This is a genomic window from Synechococcus sp. UW179B, assembly GCF_900474245.1.
Lineage (GTDB): Bacteria > Cyanobacteriota > Cyanobacteriia > PCC-6307 > Cyanobiaceae > Synechococcus_C.
Window position 1 is genome coordinate 70,819 of record NZ_UCNZ01000023.1, and the last position, 18,123, is coordinate 88,941.

Below are 18,123 nucleotides of genomic sequence, written 5' to 3' on the forward strand. Positions count from 1 at the left end.
AGCACGTCTGTTGAGGTGAACACTGGTTACAGTCGTCAGCATTGCTGATAACCGGAAGAGAATCATGCCAACCCTTGACTCCACAGCAGTCGCTGTGATCGACGATCAGCAGGGTTTGGCAGAGCTACCTGATTTCACGACGGATGCTTACAAGGATGCCTACAGCCGCATCAACGCCATCGTGATCGAAGGTGAGCAGGAAGCTCATGACAATTACATCTCCTTAGGCACGCTGATCCCTGATCAGGCTGAGGAACTCGCCAAGCTGGCGAAGATGGAAATGAAGCACATGAAAGGCTTCACCGCCTGTGCCAAAAACCTCAACGTTGTGGCTGATATGCCCTTCGCTCAGGAGTTTTTTGCTCCCTTGCATGGCAATTTTCAATCCGCTCTCAAAGAGGGCAAGGTGGTGACCTGCTTGCTGATTCAGGCTCTCTTGATCGAAGCCTTCGCAATCTCTGCCTATCACATCTACATCCCTGTTGCTGACCCCTTCGCGCGCAAAATTACCGAGGGGGTGGTTAAGGACGAATACACCCACCTCAACTACGGCCAAGAGTGGCTGAAGGCCAATTTCGAGGCAAGCCGCGACGAGTTGATGGAAGCCAACAAAGTGAATCTTCCGCTGATTCGCTCGATGCTTGAGCAGGTGGCTGCTGATGCTTCTGTCCTGCACATGGAAAAGGAAGATTTGATCGAAGATTTTCTGATCGCTTATCAGGAAGCCTTGAACGAAATCGGTTTCAGCTCCCGCGATATTGCTCGCATGGCGGCAGCAGCACTGGCGGTCTAAACCCGCTCTCCAACCTCAACGGTGTCGCGTCGTGGGCGTCAATTTCGCCCACGTCCGTTCACCCTGAACCCGACCCGTGCTTATGTGGATGCAAAATCCATCGCCTGATTGGTTGATGCGGTTCAGATTCCTACTTTTAAGTACGACCGTCGGCAGCACATGTTTGGTCTGATCGGACATTCCACCAGTTTTGAAGCTGCTAGGCGTAAAGCTTTAGAGCTGGGTTTCGATCACATTGCAGAGGGTGATCTTGATGTCTGGTGCAGTGCTCCGCCTCAGTTGGTTGAGCATGTGGAAGTCACGAGCCTGACCGGCAAAACCATCCAAGGGGCCTACATCGATTCGTGTTTTGTGCCAGAAATGCTGAGCCGCTTCAAAACGGCAAGACGCAAGGTGCTGAACGCCATGGAGCTGGCCCAGAAGAAAGGAATCAACATCACGGCCCTGGGTGGTTTCACCTCGATTATTTTCGAGAATTTCAACCTTCTGAAGCATCAAACCATTCGCAGCACCACCCTGGAGTGGGAGCGGTTTACGACTGGAAACACCCATACGGCTTGGGTGATCAGTCGACAGGTTGAAATCAATGCTCCTTTGCTTGGCATTGATCTCAGCAAGGCTCGGGTCGCTGTGGTGGGAGCGACAGGAGACATTGGCAGTGCCGTTTGCCGCTGGTTAACGCAGCGCACCGGCATCAAAGAGCTGCTCATGGTGGCTCGTCAGCAGCAGCCCCTCACCGACCTTCGCGAAGAGTTGGGAGGCGGCCGCATTCTCAGCTTGGATGAAGCGCTTCCCGAGGCCGATGTTGTTGTGTGGGTAGCGAGCATGCCCCGCACCTTGGAAATAGATGCAGATCGCTTACAAAAACCCTGTTTGATGATCGATGGTGGCTATCCCAAAAATCTTGATTCGCGGGTTGCAGGGGAAGGCGGCGTTCACGTTTTAAAGGGTGGCATCGTCGAATTTGGATCAGATATCGGCTGGACGATGATGGAAATTGCTGAGATGGAGAAGCCTCAGCGTCAGATGTTTGCTTGCTTTGCTGAGGCGATTTTGTTGGAATTTGAGGCTTGTCATACCAACTTCAGCTGGGGTAGGAACAACATCACCCTTGAAAAAATGGACTTCATTGGTGCTGCCTCGATGCGGCACGGTTTCACCACGCTCAACCTTCAGGGGCAGCTTCAGGCTGCCGCTGCCTGACGTTCACAGATCTGGTTTTCATGGCACGTCGCCCCCTGCTCGAGTTTGAAAAGCCCCTGATTGAGCTTGAACAGCAGATTGAGCAGATCCGCCAGTTGGCAAGGGATTCAGAAGTTGATGTAAGCCAGCAGTTGCTTCAGCTGGAAACCCTTGCTGCTCGCAGACGCGAAGAGATTTTTCAAAATCTGACTCCAGCGCAGAAAATTCAGGTTGCTCGCCACCCTCATCGTCCCAGCACTCTGGATTTCATTCAGATGTTCTGCGACGACTGGGTTGAGCTCCATGGTGACCGTCGCGGGAGCGACGATCAGGCTTTGGTGGGTGGCCTCGGTCGATTGGGTGATCGCTCGGTGGTCTTATTGGGCCATCAAAAGGGGCGTGACACCAAGGAAAACGTGGCTCGGAACTTCGGGATGGCGACCCCAGGTGGTTATCGCAAAGCCCTGCGATTGATGGAGCATGCCGATCGTTTTGGCCTACCCATTCTTGCTTTTATCGACACACCTGGTGCCTATGCAGGCCTGCTGGCTGAGGAGCAGGGCCAGGGGGAAGCGATTGCCGTCAATCTTCGCGAGATGTTCCGCCTGAGAGTGCCCATCATCGCCACGGTGATTGGGGAAGGGGGATCTGGCGGTGCTCTTGGAATCGGTGTTGCTGACCGTCTGCTGATGTTTGAACACAGCGTCTACACGGTGGCGAGTCCTGAGGCCTGCGCCTCGATCCTGTGGCGTGATGCAGCGAAAGCACCGGAAGCAGCGGCGGCGTTGCGCATCACCGGCAAAGACTTACTCAGCCTTGGCGTGGTGGATGAGGTGCTTGCAGAACCGTCAGGTGGAAACAATTGGGCCCCACTTGAGGCAGGAGCAACGCTGCGGGAAGCTCTCGAACGGAATCTTGCTGAGCTTTCAGCACTCCCGCCCCAAGAATTGCGGGATCAGCGTTACCGAAAGTTTCGGGCGATGGGCCGCTTCCTTGATCCCACCGCGTCAGATGCTGATTCAGCTTCTTAGGATTGCCGGGATCGCTGAGGCTCATTGCCCTCTGTACTAATTACCGGAGCATCACGCGGTATTGGCCGCTGTGCTGCTCTTACGTTTGCTGAAGCTGGGTGGGATCTCATCCTTCTGTCGCGAGACGAAGCTTCTCTCCAATCTCTAGCGACTGAATTGGCTTCAACTGGTCAACGCATCGTGTATGGAGCTGTTGACCTCACCAAACCTGAGGAGATAGCTCCAGGCGTGGCAACCTTGCTCAGTCAGGGCCTTACACCGTCTGTACTGATTAACAATGCTGGCGCCGCTTGGACTGGAGGGCTGCTTGAGATGCCGTTGGATCGCTGGAATTGGCTAATGCAACTCAACCTCACCAGCGTGTTTCAGATGTGCGCTGCTGTGGTTCCTGCCATGCGTCCTCAAGGCGGACTTGTGATCAACATCAGTAGCCATGCCGCACGAAATGCTTTCCCGAACTGGGGGGCGTACTGCACGGTGAAGGCCGCCTTAGCCAGCTTCACGCGCTGCCTTGCCGAAGAGGAAAGGGCGCACGGGATTCGTGCCTGCACGCTCACCCTCGGTGCTGTTGATACGTCACTTTGGGATTCTCCAACGGTTCAGAGCACGTTTGACCGGCGTGCCATGCTCCCAGTCGAGCAAGCTGCTGTTACGCTTCTTCATCTTGCGCAGCAACCGTCCACACAAATTATTGAAGACCTCACTTTGATGCCAGCTACTGGTGCCTTTTAAAACACCCCTGACATGACTTCTACAATTCCAGCTATCTCCAACGGCACTTTGACTTCACTGAATGCTGAAGTTCAACCCGTTTCTCAGAGAATTCGCCAGCGTCTCATCGATCAGGGTATTTCTTTCCTGGCAAATGACAACGTTGCGGCATTCATCCAAACCGGTGAGCTCGATGAACTCGAGATAGAGGTTGCTGATCGTGTCAGGGAGCTTCTGCGCAGCCTGGTCATTGATATAGAAAATGATCACAACACAGCTGAAACGGCCGAGCGTGTGGCTCGTATGTATCTCCGTGAGGTGTTTAAGGGTCGCTATCACCATCAACCCAAGGTGGCGAGTTTCCCCAACGTCAAGCAGCTCGACGAGATTTATACCGTTGGCCCCATCACCGTTCGCTCTGCCTGCTCCCACCATCTCGTCCCAATCATGGGGAACTGCTGGATCGGCATTAAGCCTGGCGATCGTGTGATTGGTCTCTCCAAGTTCACCCGTGTGGCTGATTGGGTGTTCTCAAGGCCGCACATCCAAGAGGAAGCGGTGATGATCCTTGCTGACGAAATTGAACGGCTCTGTGCTCCTCAGGGTTTGGGCATCATCATCAAGGCTCAGCACTACTGCATGAAATGGAGAGGTGTGCGTGAACCGCAAACCAGCATGGTGAATTCAGTGGTTCGTGGTGATTTCCGTCATGACCCCAGCCTCAAGCAAGAATTTTTCGAGCTTGTGCGCCAACAGGAAGCCATGCTCAGTACCTAATTGGTCGTTTGAGCTGAGGGTGATCAGCGCGGTTGAATCGGTTTTATCGAATCGGACCGATCACGTTGCTGCTCACCCGCTGGACTTCGCCATCGCTGGTTGCTACGACCATCACTGCCATGATTTGTGAGCCTTGGTCGTCTTGGCTGATTTGATAGGTTTCCTCGCTGCGATCAGAGAAGAGTTTCCAATGGCCATCCCCTTGGCGTTGGTACCAGTGAATATGGACGCTGTTGATTTGTTCTCCTTGGAGATCAAATTTGGTCTTGATGAGTTGTCCTTCTCTCGCCTCTCCGATCAGGACGAATTGTTTTAGTCCTTGAATCGTTTGTTTGACCCGACCTTCCGCTTGGACGTCTGTTGAGATCTCCTTATTGAGAACATTGATTTGCTGTTGAGGATCTGCTGTTAAACCAGGCAAGCATTGCAAACTCCCGCCTTCGAGGCGACAACCTGGAAGCATTCCTTGCGCTTGCGTGGCCGCAGCTAAAAGACTGATCCACGCGAGAAAACCTACAGATGCTGCAGCCCGATAGGCCATGGAAATCGGTCTGATTGTTTGCAACTTATTGCCGAAGTGGTCTGTTGTCATGAACGGCTTGAACAAGGGAGCGAACTTTGTTCAGGTCTTTCACTCCCGGCTTCGCTTCCAGTCGGCTTGAGGCATCGAGTCCATAGGGGGAAACCAACCCGAGAAGGTCAGGGACCCATTCGGCGCTGATTCCTCCAGCCAACCACCAGACGGTGTCTGGTTGGAGCTGCTGATCCAAATGGGTGAACCAGCTTGGGTCCAGTCGATGGCCGGTGCCGCCAAGTTGATCAGGGCTCCAGGCATCGAGTAGAAGGGCGTCGCTATGGGATTCAAAGGAGCCCAATTCCCGCAGATCTTGTTCCGTGCGCAGTCTCAGGGCTTTCCACCAGCGCACCGTTGGATGGCGCTGCCTTAGTTCAAGGCAGCGCTCTGGCGTTTCCGATCCATGCAGTTGAACGATGGTTGGTGTGCCATCGCCTTGAAGGGCGCTTTGGATGGCCTGATCGGAGCAATCCGCGACAACCCAGACACGCTCAACGTCGGGATGTTGCTTTTCCAATTCCATAAAGATGGATCGTCGGAGTGGCTCCTCAGCGAAACGGGGGGTGTTGTCGACGCCGATCACCCCGATCGCCTGCACTCCCATCGCTGCGATCGAACAGGCTTGAGAGCGATCGGTGAGCCCACAGATCTTCAGCGCGATAGCCGCATCGGACATTCGATCGAGGTGCTCGGGTGGATCCTTTCTAGGATTGAATCATCGGGCCACGGCAGTGCCCAAAGGAGGAGCCCATGGGCGAAGGCTGGCAGCTGATGCAGATTCGCGGCATTCCGCTGAGGGTTCACCCCAGCTGGTTCATCATTTTGGTGTTGTTCACCCTTGCTTTTCAGCAACAGGCCGCGGCTCTTCCAGAAGGGTCTGGTGCGCCACTCCTTAGCTGGATGTTGGGTTTGGCCACGGCACTCCTGCTGTTTGTCTCCGTGCTTTTGCACGAACTGGGCCATTCCCTTGTCGCCTTAAGGGAAGGGGTCAAGGTGAACAGCATCACGCTGTTTTTGCTTGGTGGCGTTGCTCGCGTGGAACGGGAATGCTCCACGCCGATGGGATCTTTTCGGGTGGCCGCGGCTGGTCCAGCCGTCAGCTTTGCTTTGGCTGGTTTGCTGTTGGCTAGTCAGCACGCTGCAACCCATGCCAATCCATTGCTGGGCAATCTTGTTGGTCAGCTTGGTGCACTGAATTTGGTCTTGGCAGTGTTCAATCTTTTGCCGGGACTACCTCTTGATGGAGGCTTGATCCTGAAAGCGCTTGTGTGGCAGTTCACGGGGAGCCAACGCCGCGGGATTCAGGTGGCGACAGCCACAGGACGTCTTCTGTCGCTGAGCGCGATCATGATCGGGGTTTATATCTTTCTTCGTGGTGGGGGATTCACAGGCCTTTGGCTGGTGATGCTGGGTTGGTTTGGCATGGGAGCCTCGCGCTCCCAGTCTCAGACCCTGGCGCTGCAGCAGCTTTTGATCAATTTGCGGGTAGGACCTGCCTCCTCCAAGCGTTACCGGGTGTTGGAAGCCGATCAAAGTTTGCGCAGCCTGAGCCAAATGCGTCTGAGAGGAGCTGAGTCTGAGACTGATCTGCTGCCTGACTGGGTGCTTGTTTGCCGCTCTGGGCGCTGGATTGGGTATGTGACCGATCAGCCGCTCAAGGACTTATCGGTTCAGTACTGGGATCGACAAACCGTTGGCGAGCACATGCGCCCGCTTGCTGAACTTCCTTCTCTTCAAGAGTCGGCTCCCCTGTGGAAGGCCGTTCTTGCCCTCGAGCAAAGTGAACATGGCCGACTGCTTGTTACGGGTGCGGCGGGGCTTCCCTCCGGAACTCTGGATCGCAGTGATGTGGGCGAAGCGGTTTTGAAGGGGCTGTCCCTTAAATTGCCGCCACCCTTGCTCGAAGCCTCGAGGCGCCGCAACGACTATCCCTTTGGCTTACCGCTTCTCCAGGCGGTTACGTCCATGCGTGCCTCTGGAATGTTGGACGAGACCTCGGATTCGTTGACCTCATAACCAGCTGCCCGTTCGCTGATCAGCTGCCGCTCCTTGCTGCTGATTGGCGTCACGTTCCAGCTGAGTCCTGGCCAAAGCTCGGCAATGGCTTCGGTCAGAGCCGCTTCCACGCTGGCCGCCGACGGTGCGCAGGGCTGCCAGCAGGGTGGAGTCGTTCCAAAGACGTCTTGCCAAAGCTGTTGGGACGGGGCCAAGGGGATTTCACCGTGCTGCAGCAGGTGCCCCCTCTGCCAAAACTGGGCGCTGCCGATGCGTTTATGCCCCGCAGGATCGACTAAATCCGCCGTGGTGGCGCTGGCGAAGCAATTTCGGCTTCCAGCGAGGGCCTGGTCATCTCCTGGGTGAAGCTCGAGGCCGAGTCGGGCTAATCCAGATGCGATCCAGCTGTTCACCCGGCGATAGGCTTCTCGGCGTTGTCGGGGTGGATGCGGCCAGATCAAGGCGTAGGTGAGTCCACCACCATGAAGGACAGCACCTCCACCGCTGGGGCGTCGGACCATGGCTAAGCGTCCGCTTTTCACCAGATCGAGCCAATGATTCGACCGTGGTGTTTGATGGCGCCCGAGTGACAGCCAGGACCCTTCCCAGAGATAGAAGCGGAGCACGGGGCCAGGGTTGTTTGTGTTTTGGCAATGCTCCAATAACAGGGCGTCAAAGGCCATCTGTTCTGGACCGCTGCCGGCGAGCGTTGGGATCAGTCGGCCGTGGGTTTCGAACTCAGACCGGCAGGATGCAGGAATCGACATGGCCGGAATGGAGATTTTGGATTGGCTCCTGGTGGTGCCTCTGGGACTGCTTGCCGGGGGCTTGGCTGGTCTGCTGGGGATTGGCGGTGGTTTGATTTTCGCTCCTCTGTTGCTCTGGATGGGATTAACACCCCACCAGGCTCTGGCGACAAGCACCTTCGCCATTGTGCCGACGGCGATCAGCGGCATGGCTACCCATCTGCGCGCGCGAACGGTGCCTGCTCCGGCTGGATGGGCCATTGGGATCGCCGCTTTTGTAACGGCCCTGGTCTTCAGTCGTTTGGGGCGCTTGGTCGATGGATGGCACTTGTTAGCGCTGCAATCACTTCTTTATTTGTTTTTGGCTTGCACGATTCAGTCCCGTCCCCATGATTCGGAATCTGAGCTGGATCAGACCTTCTCTCTGCCAGGACTGGCATCCGTCGGTGGCTTGGCGGGGTTCGCCGGCGGAATGCTGGGCTTGGGCGGTGGGCTTGTGATGGTGCCCGTGATGGTTCGCGGGTTGGCCGTCCCCATTCGACTTGCGATCCGATTGAGCACGGTGGCAGTGGCGTGTTCCACGGCGGCGGCATCTCTTCAGTTTCTTTCTGAAGGGAGAGGACAACCCACCCTGGGTTTGCTCTTGGGGGGAGTGGCTGCAGTGGGCGCTCAGTGGAGTGCCTCGCGTTTGGACGATGTGAGGGCTGATCGGCTGGCCTGGATGCTGCGCGGCCTGGCCATTCTGTTGGCGTTGGATAGTGCTCGCAGAGCATTCCAGCTTGCGCTCCTTGGGTGATTCTGGGGCCAACGCCCGCTTCCCAGATGGCTTGACTCAGATGTTTGCTGAGCTGATCGGTGGCGTTTTTGGAACCCAGCAGGAAGCCGATCACCATCCACGCGCGATCTCCCTCAGCGTTGATCAAGGAGAGTCCAGAACGCTGCATCCACTTCGTAGCCAATGGTGGCAGCCATCTGGAGCAAGTTGCCCCGCTGAGATTGGGGAAGGTGTTTCCCCAGGTGATCGAGAAGCATGAACCGGTGGGTGATCCAGATCTCTAGGGCTTGAGGGTCGAAGCGAATCCCTTCACTGGTACTGAAGTCGTGGGGGACCACCATCGCCACGTGTTGGATCAGGCTTCCGCCAGATCGCTCCAGTACGAGCGGGAGCCAGGGGTGCACGGCATCGGCCCTGAGGGCCCAAAGTCGGGGCTCCGGGCATTCACTCAGCTCTCTGGGATCGTCGGCACCCCGAGGCCAGTTGTACTGCAGCTCTAACCCCGCACCATCGCTGAGAAGATCTGTGAGCGGCCTTTCCATCCATGGGTTCAGCGCCCTGAGATCAAGCGTCTGAATGGCAACGGCATCGATAACAACGGGTTGCGTTCGGCTTTGGGCATCCATGGGGGTGTGACAGGCCTTTGCGAATGATGGCTTGTAGAGGGGGTGAGGAGAAAGAATGGAGGAGCGTTACGCATCCGTCATGGTCAGTTCTATTACTCAAACTGAGATTTTCATCGCTTTAGTGGTGGCTGCCCATGCCGGCGTGTTGGCTGTTCGCCTGTGTGTGAGCCTGTATCGGGCATGAACGGACGTATGGGTTGAGCGATGGGCTCTTGCAGTCTTTCTCCGCTGCGTTAAAAGCGGATATGGCTAAGGCAGCTTCATCGCCAACACGACAACGATCCAAGCCATCTGATCGCTCCGCTAAGGAACCGGTCGATGCTGTGACTCGTGCCGCCCTGATTCAAAGTCAGGGCGATCGCAGAGACATGCTGTGCAGTGGCCTGGCACTAGCTGTGAAAATTGGTCTGATCAGCCTTGGTGGCGTCAGTCTTGTCAGGCTTTCGATGGCTTACCAGGAGCGCTTAGACCGCCATGGAGAGCTGGCTGCTGTTGTGGATGTGGAGACCAACAAGCTGCGTGGCCTGCAGCAACGGTTTGACCGTTTGTTCACCCTTGGCGGCAGAGATCGCCTGATGGATGAACAGGACCAATGGATTGCTCCAAACCGTTTGCGCATCATCTGGCGCTGAAGCCGTGGCTCTTTGAGTGGCTCTTTGAGATTCGCCGCCAACGACACTTGAAAGGTCAAACTGGGATCAGATAAAGGCATCTCGCGATGGGAACCCCAGGCACCGTTCTCATTACTGGAACAACCTCTGGTGTGGGCTTGAATGCCACGCAGGCGTTGGTTCGTCAGGGATGGACCGTGATCACGGCCAATCGGAACCCTCAGCGTGCTGCTGGCGCTGCTGATCGGCTGGACATTCCCCGCGATCGCCTGCATCACATCCTGATGGATTTAGGAGATCTTGAGAGTGTCCGGCACGGGGTGGAGATCCTTCGCGGCGGAGTGGATGCTTTGGTTTGTAATGCGGCGGTTTACGAGCCGAAGTTGAAACAGCCCAAGCGCTCGCCGCAGGGGTATGAACTGTCGATGGCCACCAATCATTTGGGCCATTTCTTGTTGATTCAGCTTCTTCTTGATCGCTTGAAGGCGTCTACCCATCCCTCAAAACGGATTGTCATCCTTGGCACAGTGACCGCTAATTCCAAGGAACTTGGAGGGAAAATCCCCATTCCAGCTCCAGCTGATCTTGGTGACCTCTCAGGTTTCGAAGCTGGCTTCCTCGATCCAATCGCGATGGCGAGTGGCCAAAAATTTAAGCCCGGAAAGGCTTACAAAGACAGCAAGCTGTGCAACATGATCACCACTCAGGAACTTCATCGACGGATCCACGCGGATACCGGAATTAGCTGCATGTCTCTCTATCCAGGCTGTGTGGCTGACACGCCTTTATTTCGAAATACCCCGAAGGCCTTTCAAGTGATTTTCCCTTGGTTTCAAAAAAAGATTACGGGCGGTTATGTCTCTCAGTCTCTAGCTGGTGAGCGGGTTGCGATGGTGGTGGCGAATCCTGACTTCAGCCAGTCAGGTGTGCATTGGAGTTGGGGCAATCGTCAAACAAAGGATGGCAAGCAATTCAGCCAAGAATTGTCCGACAAGGCGACAAATCCAGATGTCGCCCGTCGGGTTTGGGAGCTTTCAATGAAACTCGTGGGTCTCTGATCAGTCGAAACCCAGAAGGTCAAAGATCTCCCTGTCTTTCAGAGATACGGCTTCTAGGGGTTCAACATTGTGGATCATGTTGTTGGCCAAGCGGATGTATTCCTCTTGAACAGCTTTCACTCCTTCCTCATTTTCATCCATTTCAAAAATGGTGCATTTCTTTAGGCGTGAACGTCGAATAGCGTCCACATCCTGGAAATGGGCCATCGTACGCAGGCCCGTACGTGCATTGAATTTATCGATCTGGTCCGTACCAACGGAGCGATTGGCTATTACTCCTCCCAGGCGTACTTTGTAATTCTTCGCCTTGGCTTGGATCGCCTGCACGATTCTGTTCATCGCGAAGATGGAATCAAAATCGTTGGCGGTCACGATCAGGCAATAATTTGCATGTTGAAGCGGTGCAGCGAAGCCACCACAAACCACGTCTCCAAGCACGTCAAAGATCACGACATCGGTGTCTTCGAGAAGGTGGTGCTCCTTCAGCAGCTTCACGGTTTGGCCGGTGACGTAACCGCCGCAACCGGTGCCTGCGGGTGGCCCTCCGCTTTCGACGCATTTCACGCCGTTGTATCCCGTGAACATGAAGTCCTCGGGGCGGAGTTCTTCGCTGTGAAAGTCCACCTCCTCGAGGATGTCAATCACCGTTGGCACCATTTTGTGGGTGAGGGTGAAGGTGCTGTCGTGCTTGGGGTCACAACCAATCTGGAGCACGCGTTTGCCCAGTTTTGAAAACGCGGCAGAGAGGTTCGAAGAGGTGGTGGATTTACCGATGCCACCTTTGCCATAGACGGCGATGACAAGAGCGCCCTCCTCAATCTTTGTCCCCGGGTCCTGATGGACCTGAACACTGCCGTCACCGTCCGCCGGACGGGTGAGAGTTGTGGTCATGCAGAGACCTGCTTCGTGGGTGTTGTTTTCATTTAACTTCAGCAAGCTTGAACAGTCAGCTTTCAATTCGTGATCGAAACATCAGGACTGATGGTGTTGAAAGACTGACGAGGATTGGGCGAATTGGCATGAAAATAGCTGGGTCAATGAGTACAAAGACTCAGCCGATCATGCCTCGTTGCAGGTAAGCAATTGAGGCTAAAAATGGTTGTGTGGATGGTTAGGCGCTGAAGTGGGCTTTCGCGTCATACAGAGTTTCGCTGTCGATTTGGTTACGCCCAGTGGATTTGGCAAATGTTTCGGTGTTTCGGCGTACTTTTCCCCGAACGAAGAAGGGGATCTTTTTCAGCTCTGCTTCCCCATCAGCCGTCCACACCAGCTCATTTTCGAGGGTGCCGACAGCGACCTCCGTTTCTGCAGCAGCTCCAGAACCTCCCGCATGGCCAAGGTGGCTTTGATGGCCATCCACGAACTCAAAATCGTGTCGGAACATGCCGATGAGGTGTTCCTCTAGACCCATCATCAGCGGGTGCACCCAGCTGTCGAAGATCACGTTTGCGCCTTCCCAGCCCATTTGAGGACTGTTTCGGGCCGGCACATCTTGGACATGCATCGGCGTGCTGATCACGGCACAGGGGAGGCCGAGTCGTTTGGCGCTATGGCGCTCCATTTGGGTGCCGAGCACCAGCTCCGGAGAAGCGGCGGCCATGGCGGCCTCGACGGCGAGGTAGTCATCACTGATAAGAGCCTCAAGCCCCATCGCTTTTGCTGCCGCTCGCACGGGTCGAGCCATTTCTCTGCTGTAGGTGCCTAGGCCAACCACTTCAAAGCCAAGTTCCTGTTTGCAGATTCGTGCTGCTGCCAAGGCATGGGTTCCATCTCCAAAGATGAACACCCTTTTCCCGGTTAGGTAGGTGGAGTCGACGGATTCTGAGTACCAGGGCAGCCTGGACTGACGAATTCCCTCTTGGGGGGAAGGTGGTGTCATCCCCAGCAGCGTGTGAACTTCAACAAGGAAGTCTTGGGTTGCGCCGATTCCAATCGGGACGGTGCTGGTGAAGGGGATTCCAAAGCTGCGCTCGAGCCAGGCGCAGGTTGATTCGGCGATCTCTGGGTAGAGGCACACATTGAGGTCGGCTTCTGGGAGTCGATGCACATCTGCCACCGTGGCGCCCAACGGAGCGACGACCCCCACGTCGATGCCATGCATGCTTAACAGACGTTGAATTTCGAGCACATCGTCTCGACAGCGAAAGCCGAGCAACGATGGTCCCAGCAGATTCACGCGGGGACGCCGTCCTTGGTTTTGCCATGCCTTGGGGTCATGGGTCAGCTCAGCAGGAGCCTGATCTTTCAACAGAGTCCGAACCAGTTGATAGAACGTTTCTGCGGCACCCCAATTCTCTTTTTTGCTGTAAGCCGGCAGCTCTAAATTCACGATTGGCATGGTCAAGCCCATGCCAGCGGCTAAAGAACCAGGCTGGTCCTGAATCAATTCCGCCGTGCAGCTTTCGCCAACGAGGAGGGCATCGGGTTGGAAGCGATCAACGGCTTCGCGCACGTGGCGCTTCACCAGTTCCGCGGTGTCACCGCCAAGGTCTCTGGCTTGAAACGTGGTGTAGGTGACGGGGGGACGTTGATCTCGACGCTCGATCATCGTGAACAAGAGATCGGCATAGGTATCCCCTTGCGGTGCGTGCAGCACGTAATGCACACCTTCCATGGAGGCCGCAATGCGCATGGCGCCGACATGAGGTGGTCCTTCGTATGTCCAGAGGGTGAGTTGCATGGTTTTAGGCGTGAACAGGGTCAGAGTCGATGGGGGCGCTACTAGGCGGGTTCAGCGCTTGGCGAATGAGTTCGCGTCGTCTCAGCGGGCGGGAGAACAACTCGGCCAACTCACCGGCCTGATCGATGCCATGAATGGGACTAAACACCAGTTCAATCGACCACTTGGTGGCGATTCCTTCTGCTTCGAGCGGATTGGCAAGCCCCATGCCGCAGACCACGAGATCGGGTTGCGTGGCACGGACGCGATCCAGCTGCTTCTCCACGTGCTGTCCCTCCATCACAGAAGTGCCTTCAGGGAGAAGCGCAAGCTCCTCAGCCATTTGCTCGCGATTTAAGTAAGGCGTTCCCACTTCCACCAATTCCATCCCGCATTCCCTTTGCAAGAAACGAGCGAGCGGAAGTTCGAGTTGAGACTCCGGCAGAAGAAAAATTCGTTTGCCGTTGAGGATGTCTCGATGGGGCGCTAGAGCACTTTGGGCGCGAGCGACCAGCGGATCCAGCACGGAGGCGACCTGGTCAGCGTTGATTTGAAAGTCTTTTGCTGCGGCTTCCATCCAGCTGCGGCTCCCTTCCGCACCCAAGGGGAAGGGAGCCGTTAGAACCCGTGCACCTCGATCGCGCAGCAAGCGTGCTGTGGTTGTGAGGTACGGCTGTGTCAACAAGACCGTGGTCCCTGGCCCAACGGCGGGCAGTTCCGTGGATTGGCGTGGGGGCAAACTGCAAACCGAGTCGATGCCAATCCGACCAAAGAGGTGAATGAGGCGATCTTCGACGGCATCGGCGAGCGTTCCGACCATCAACAGCTGGCGTTGATCTGTCGAGGGCATGAGGGGAATTAAGGCCGAAAGAGCACCGTCTTCACCTTGGGTAAAGGTGGTTTCGATGCCGCTCCCTGAATAATTCACGACCTGAACGCGGCCTCTCAATTCATCGTTGAGCCGTTCTGCTGCCCGCGCTAGATCCAGCTTGATCACTTCGCTGGGGCATGACCCCACTAAAAACAGGGTGCGAATCTCAGGCCGTCGTTCCAGCAGCTCACGCGCGACGCGGTCGAGTTCGTCTTGAGCATCAGCGAGACCTGCGAGGTCGCGTTCGCTCAGAATCGCTGTTCCAAAACGGGGCTCAGCAAAAATCATCACGCCAGCAGCGCTTTGAATCAAATGAGCGCAGGTGCGTGATCCCACTACCAAGAAAAAGGCATCCGGCATCCTGCGGTGCAGCCAGACGATTGAGGTCAGACCACAGAACACCTCCCGTGGTCCTGTTTCCTTGAGCAGATTCACGCTCATCGCTTAAAAGGCAGGTTCCTTCCGTCACGATGACGCCAGATTCACGTAGTGCTCAGACCTAACAAAATTCTTCGGGATCGGTGTTGATTTCCAGTTGGCCCAGATTTGCCGGAGATGACTACATTTCAGCGCAAATGAGGCCTTCGCTTAGGTGTTGTCCTTACGAGCTTTTCCTGCCGTTCTTGATCTGGGTTTGAGCTTGGCGGCCTGTCAGTCAGTCGAGAAAAAGGCAGAAACAGACCAAGTCAAGGTGCTCTCCGACTCTGCTCTTGTCTGCAGTGCAACGGCTGAGGTGGAAAAAGCCATGGAGCAAGTGAATCATCTAACACCTGCTTCAACGGTGGCTGATGCTGAAGCAGCGGGTGCGTCGCTCCAAAAAGCCCTCGCCAAACTTGACGAGGCTGAAGCTGAACTTCAAACCTCACAGTGGAAGGAATATCGCGATCAAGTGGCGATCTACGAAAAATTTGTGGGTCAGGTTCGACAGAACAAAACCATGACCCTCGAGGAAGCAGCTAAGCAACTGAAAGCAAAAGCAGCGCCTGTGATTGCTGCTCACGAGCAACTCGCCGAAACCACAGTTTGTATTGAAGTTGAAGAGCCAACGGATTCAAGTGATGACCGTTCTCGGGATACGTCAAAGGATGACGGCCCCGAAAAGGCTGATTCCTAATCATTGCAATCAACGGAGCTGTTCAAAGGCGACGACGGAAACGATCGTCGCCGAATCCACCTGTTGACTGAGATGAATCCATGCCGATCTGGGTGAGACGCCACACGTTTCTGCTCAATCGGCTCGCCCGTAGGCCTCCTCTTTCAACTTGTTCCGAACCAGGGCGGATGCCAAGCAATTGGGTAACTTCCGCCGTACTCAGTGGAGCCCCTGTCTTAATCGCAAGAGATGTCAGTTCGAGTCTCTGGCGCAGCTCAACAAGATTGGCAGCACCACCATCTTCCGTATCGCTCCAAATCCAACGACCTGGGCCTTCCTGATTGAGCTTTTGCATCAAGCCCATTCCGATCATTCCCAGCGCTTGCTCGGCGCTGAGCTCAGAACTCAAGGAGGTTGTTTTTGGGCTATGGGTTTGATTGGCTGCCATGCTGCACTCCCGATTTGCGCGGACGGTATCGGTTCCGTTGGCTGATGCAAGTCGCGAGACGAATTTTGTGAGCAACCTTCCGTTAGCATCGCCGCAATGAATCGCTTCGCCAGCTTCGATGCCCGGGAGCGGCGAGTAGGCGGAAGTGCTCTCGTCACCGGAACTGAGGTACATACCTCGGCGAGTGGAGCGAGTTGTGTCGTCACGACCGACAGTGAATCCCCACGGCTGTTGAGACAAAACAGCCACGTGCAGTCCATTGAACTGCGCACCTATGTCTTTTTAGATTCTCTTCAACCCCAACTCGCTGCCTATATGGGGACGGTGAGTCAGGGCTTTTTACCGATCCCAGGCGATGCCTGTTTATGGATGGAAGTTTCACCAGGGATGGCGGTGCATCGCGTTACTGACATTGCTCTTAAGGCCAGCAATGTCCGTCTCGGGCAGATGGTGGTGGAGCGTGCTTTTGGCTCCATGGCTCTTTACCACCGAGACCAAAGCACCGTGATTCATTCCGGTGATGTGGTTCTAGAGGCCATTGGTAGTTCCATCGACCGACGAACCCCCGCCGATGTCAGTTGGACCGAAGTGATTCGTGCTATCACCCCTGATCATGCCGTCCTCATCAATCGTCTGAACCGCAGGGGATCGATGATCGAAGCCGGAATGAGCATGTTCATTCTCGAGACAGAACCTGCTGGTTATGTTCTGATTGCCGCGAATGAGGCTGAAAAGTCCTCCAACATCACCCTGGTGGATGTCAAAGCGGTTGGAGCGTTTGGACGCCTTACGCTTGCGGGGAGAGAAGGTGATGTGGAAGAGGCTGCGGCAGCCGCCATGCGCGCGATTGAATCGATCAATCGAAATTGTTCGTCACGGTGATGGGTTAGCCCGCTGATCCACAAACCATGAAGGTGGTGGTCAACGAATCCCTAGCTGTTGACGTAGGCGAGGAGCCATGTCTCTTGCTGCTTTTCCCCGGCTTCCCAGTCGACAGAGTTGGGCTGCTGTCATTTCGCCGTAGCTGCATCGTGTTTCGCGCAGCCAGAACAGTGACTCCAATCCACCACCTGAATAGGCAGGGCGTTGGAGGAGTTCACCCCAGCACACTCCTTCAGAGCTTTCAATCGACGCCCCGTCAGGGGAACAAAGAACCATGGCGCTGCGAAACCGGGCACTGCGATAAGGCTGGTCAGCCATCGATCGAAGCAACTTGGATATTTTCTCGTTATCAGTGGGCGCGAGTCGTGCTGTGTAGAGGCCAGGCGCCCCATTAAGGGCATCAACCTCCAATCCAGAATCATCTGCAAGAGCCCAGTTTCCCGTTAGCTGTGCGGCCGCAGAAGCCTTGAGGAGAGCGTTTTCGAGATAGGAGGTACCTGTCTCTTCAACGTCCAGCTCGGCAGGCTGTCGCAGCAGAGTGAGAGGGAGAGGCCCGAGCATCTCCTCTATTTCAGCAACTTTGCGTGGATTGCCACTGGCAATCGTCAGGTTGAGCACTGAAGGGGATCGAGTGATTCCCATTGTGTGGGGTAAGAGTAAAAATATCGATCAGATTCGAAAATGAAGCTCAGCAGGGGTTGAACATTCCACTTCGCTTACACGAAAGCTTTGCTTCGGGGGAAAGTTATGGGGTCTTAGGGCCCTTGCCTACCGCTTGTGTTGGTGTGCTCACCCGAACCCGCACAGGGCTTCAGATCAGTCCAGGCAAGGCTGATCAGTATCGCTTATGAGGTTCAGCATGGACAATGATCTTGCAAAGCCCCCAAACCGCTTGACGAGTTGGCCTCTGGCAGACCAATGTCATCTCCGAACATTCCACCCCCCTTACTCGGTAGGCAATGGCTAACGAAACCATGGGTATCGCTCTCGGCATGATCGAGACACGCGGCCTGGTCCCAGCGATCGAAGCAGCTGATGCAATGACCAAGGCTGCTGAAGTGCGCCTGATTGGTCGTGAATTCGTCGGCGGTGGCTACGTCACAGTTTTGGTGCGTGGCGAAACAGGTGCTGTGAACGCAGCTGTGCGTGCAGGTGCAGATGCTTGCGAACGTGTCGGCGACGGCCTCGTGGCGGCGCACATCATTGCTCGCCCTCACCGCGAAGTTGAGCCAGCACTCGGCAACGGCAACTTCCTCGGACAAAAGGACTGAGATCAGCCGCTAACCCCTTG

General features: G+C 55.6%; 23 protein-coding genes. 14 read left to right on the plus strand and 9 right to left on the minus strand.

Translation table 11 applies throughout. The annotated features are described in order from the left end of the window. Nucleotides 1–64 precede the first annotated feature (64 nt). The 5 genes from DXY38_RS10120 to folE all read left to right on the plus strand — a co-directional run bounded on the left by DXY38_RS10120 (nt 65) and on the right by folE (nt 4,494). Nucleotides 65–793, plus strand: a complete 729-nt coding sequence (locus DXY38_RS10120) for an aldehyde oxygenase (deformylating) (RefSeq protein WP_115071541.1) — start codon at nt 65–67, stop codon at nt 791–793. 159 nt (nt 794–952) lie between these two features. Continuing rightward, nucleotides 953–1,996 carry a long-chain acyl-[acyl-carrier-protein] reductase gene (locus tag DXY38_RS10125; protein ID WP_115071542.1) on the plus strand — a complete coding sequence of 348 codons (1,044 nt, stop codon included), beginning with the start codon at nt 953–955 and terminating at the stop codon, nt 1,994–1,996. 20 nt (nt 1,997–2,016) lie between these two features. Continuing rightward, nucleotides 2,017–3,006, plus strand: a complete 990-nt coding sequence (locus DXY38_RS10130) for an acetyl-CoA carboxylase carboxyltransferase subunit alpha (protein ID WP_006853367.1) — start codon at nt 2,017–2,019, stop codon at nt 3,004–3,006. 24 nt (nt 3,007–3,030) lie between these two features. Further along, nucleotides 3,031–3,738 carry an SDR family oxidoreductase gene (locus DXY38_RS10135; protein WP_115071543.1) on the plus strand — a complete coding sequence of 236 codons (708 nt, stop codon included), beginning with the start codon at nt 3,031–3,033 and terminating at the stop codon, nt 3,736–3,738. Nucleotides 3,739–3,750: 12 nt separating this feature from the next. After that, nucleotides 3,751–4,494 carry a GTP cyclohydrolase I gene (gene folE / locus DXY38_RS10140; protein WP_115071544.1) on the plus strand — a complete coding sequence of 248 codons (744 nt, stop codon included), beginning with the start codon at nt 3,751–3,753 and terminating at the stop codon, nt 4,492–4,494. Nucleotides 4,495–4,537: 43 nt separating this feature from the next. On the opposite strand, the gene DXY38_RS10145 is transcribed toward folE, so the two are convergent. Both DXY38_RS10145 and DXY38_RS10150 read right to left on the minus strand, forming a co-directional pair. Beyond that, nucleotides 4,538–5,086, minus strand: coding sequence for a hypothetical protein (locus DXY38_RS10145; RefSeq protein ID WP_244279094.1), 549 nt, complete (start codon nt 5,084–5,086; stop codon nt 4,538–4,540). Then, entirely contained in the window at nt 5,061–5,744 is a 684-nt protein-coding gene (locus tag DXY38_RS10150) for a phosphoribosylanthranilate isomerase (RefSeq protein ID WP_115071545.1), read from the minus strand. Before DXY38_RS10150 ends, DXY38_RS10145 begins: the two co-directional genes overlap by 26 nt. Before the next feature lie 74 nt (nt 5,745–5,818). Here DXY38_RS10150 and DXY38_RS10155 point away from each other — a divergent pair, with 74 nt between their 5' ends. Next, a complete protein-coding gene (locus DXY38_RS10155; RefSeq protein ID WP_115071546.1) occupies nt 5,819–7,084 on the plus strand; it encodes a site-2 protease family protein in 1,266 nt (421 codons plus the stop codon). On the opposite strand, the gene DXY38_RS10160 is transcribed toward DXY38_RS10155, so the two are convergent. Then, nucleotides 6,994–7,830: a lipoate--protein ligase family protein gene (locus DXY38_RS10160; RefSeq protein WP_115071547.1), complete on the minus strand. Its 837-nt coding sequence runs from the start codon at nt 7,828–7,830 to the stop codon at nt 6,994–6,996. The two genes, DXY38_RS10155 and DXY38_RS10160, sit on opposite strands and share 91 nt — an antisense overlap. A gap of 7 nt (nt 7,831–7,837) precedes the next feature. On the opposite strand from DXY38_RS10160, the gene DXY38_RS10165 reads away from it, so the two are divergent. Further along, entirely contained in the window at nt 7,838–8,605 is a 768-nt protein-coding gene (locus tag DXY38_RS10165; RefSeq protein WP_115071631.1) for a sulfite exporter TauE/SafE family protein, read from the plus strand. Nucleotides 8,606–8,718: 113 nt separating this feature from the next. Here the strand turns inward: DXY38_RS10165 and DXY38_RS10170 are convergent, their stop codons facing one another. Beyond that, entirely contained in the window at nt 8,719–9,210 is a 492-nt protein-coding gene (locus tag DXY38_RS10170) for a CRR6 family NdhI maturation factor (protein WP_115071548.1), read from the minus strand. 79 nt (nt 9,211–9,289) lie between these two features. Here DXY38_RS10170 and psaM point away from each other — a divergent pair, with 79 nt between their 5' ends. The 3 genes from psaM (at nt 9,290) to DXY38_RS10185 (ending at nt 10,879) form a co-directional block, all read left to right on the plus strand. After that, nucleotides 9,290–9,394, plus strand: a complete 105-nt coding sequence (psaM, locus tag DXY38_RS10175) for a photosystem I reaction center subunit XII (RefSeq protein ID WP_071778033.1) — start codon at nt 9,290–9,292, stop codon at nt 9,392–9,394. Between the two features lie 61 nt (nt 9,395–9,455). Then, the gene (locus DXY38_RS10180; protein ID WP_115071549.1) at nt 9,456–9,842 is read left to right on the plus strand and encodes a hypothetical protein; all 387 of its coding nucleotides are present in this window, start codon (nt 9,456–9,458) and stop codon (nt 9,840–9,842) included. Between the two features lie 86 nt (nt 9,843–9,928). Further along, nucleotides 9,929–10,879 carry a protochlorophyllide reductase gene (locus DXY38_RS10185; RefSeq protein WP_115071550.1) on the plus strand — a complete coding sequence of 317 codons (951 nt, stop codon included), beginning with the start codon at nt 9,929–9,931 and terminating at the stop codon, nt 10,877–10,879. On the opposite strand, the gene bchL is transcribed toward DXY38_RS10185, so the two are convergent. From bchL to DXY38_RS10200, 3 genes are all read right to left on the minus strand, one after another. Beyond that, nucleotides 10,880–11,770, minus strand: a complete 891-nt coding sequence (gene bchL, locus DXY38_RS10190) for a ferredoxin:protochlorophyllide reductase (ATP-dependent) iron-sulfur ATP-binding protein (RefSeq protein ID WP_115071632.1) — start codon at nt 11,768–11,770, stop codon at nt 10,880–10,882. A 220-nt stretch (nt 11,771–11,990) separates the two neighbouring features. Next, the gene (locus DXY38_RS10195; protein WP_115071551.1) at nt 11,991–13,559 is read right to left on the minus strand and encodes a ferredoxin:protochlorophyllide reductase (ATP-dependent) subunit B; all 1,569 of its coding nucleotides are present in this window, start codon (nt 13,557–13,559) and stop codon (nt 11,991–11,993) included. Between the two features lie 4 nt (nt 13,560–13,563). Beyond that, nucleotides 13,564–14,850, minus strand: a complete 1,287-nt coding sequence (locus DXY38_RS10200) for a ferredoxin:protochlorophyllide reductase (ATP-dependent) subunit N (protein WP_006853353.1) — start codon at nt 14,848–14,850, stop codon at nt 13,564–13,566. Between the two features lie 151 nt (nt 14,851–15,001). Between DXY38_RS10200 and DXY38_RS10205 the strand changes: the two genes are divergently transcribed. Then, on the plus strand, nt 15,002–15,523 hold the full coding sequence (locus DXY38_RS10205; RefSeq protein WP_115071552.1) for a hypothetical protein: 522 nt from the start codon (nt 15,002–15,004) through the stop codon (nt 15,521–15,523). A gap of 22 nt (nt 15,524–15,545) precedes the next feature. Here DXY38_RS10205 and DXY38_RS10210 read toward each other — a convergent pair whose 3' ends face one another. After that, nucleotides 15,546–15,950 carry a hypothetical protein gene (locus tag DXY38_RS10210; RefSeq protein ID WP_115071633.1) on the minus strand — a complete coding sequence of 135 codons (405 nt, stop codon included), beginning with the start codon at nt 15,948–15,950 and terminating at the stop codon, nt 15,546–15,548. A gap of 96 nt (nt 15,951–16,046) precedes the next feature. On the opposite strand from DXY38_RS10210, the gene DXY38_RS10215 reads away from it, so the two are divergent. Beyond that, the gene (locus tag DXY38_RS10215; protein ID WP_115071553.1) at nt 16,047–16,832 is read left to right on the plus strand and encodes a BMC domain-containing protein; all 786 of its coding nucleotides are present in this window, start codon (nt 16,047–16,049) and stop codon (nt 16,830–16,832) included. Between the two features lie 39 nt (nt 16,833–16,871). On the opposite strand, the gene DXY38_RS10220 is transcribed toward DXY38_RS10215, so the two are convergent. Next, complete coding sequence (locus tag DXY38_RS10220) at nt 16,872–17,474, minus strand: non-canonical purine NTP pyrophosphatase (RefSeq protein ID WP_115071554.1); 603 nt, start codon at nt 17,472–17,474, stop codon at nt 16,872–16,874. A gap of 56 nt (nt 17,475–17,530) precedes the next feature. Here DXY38_RS10220 and DXY38_RS13740 point away from each other — a divergent pair, with 56 nt between their 5' ends. Next, nucleotides 17,531–17,683 carry a hypothetical protein gene (locus tag DXY38_RS13740; RefSeq protein ID WP_170952919.1) on the plus strand — a complete coding sequence of 51 codons (153 nt, stop codon included), beginning with the start codon at nt 17,531–17,533 and terminating at the stop codon, nt 17,681–17,683. Between the two features lie 108 nt (nt 17,684–17,791). Beyond that, nucleotides 17,792–18,103, plus strand: coding sequence for a BMC domain-containing protein (locus tag DXY38_RS10225; protein ID WP_006169870.1), 312 nt, complete (start codon nt 17,792–17,794; stop codon nt 18,101–18,103). The last annotated feature ends 20 nt before the right edge of the window (nt 18,104–18,123 follow it).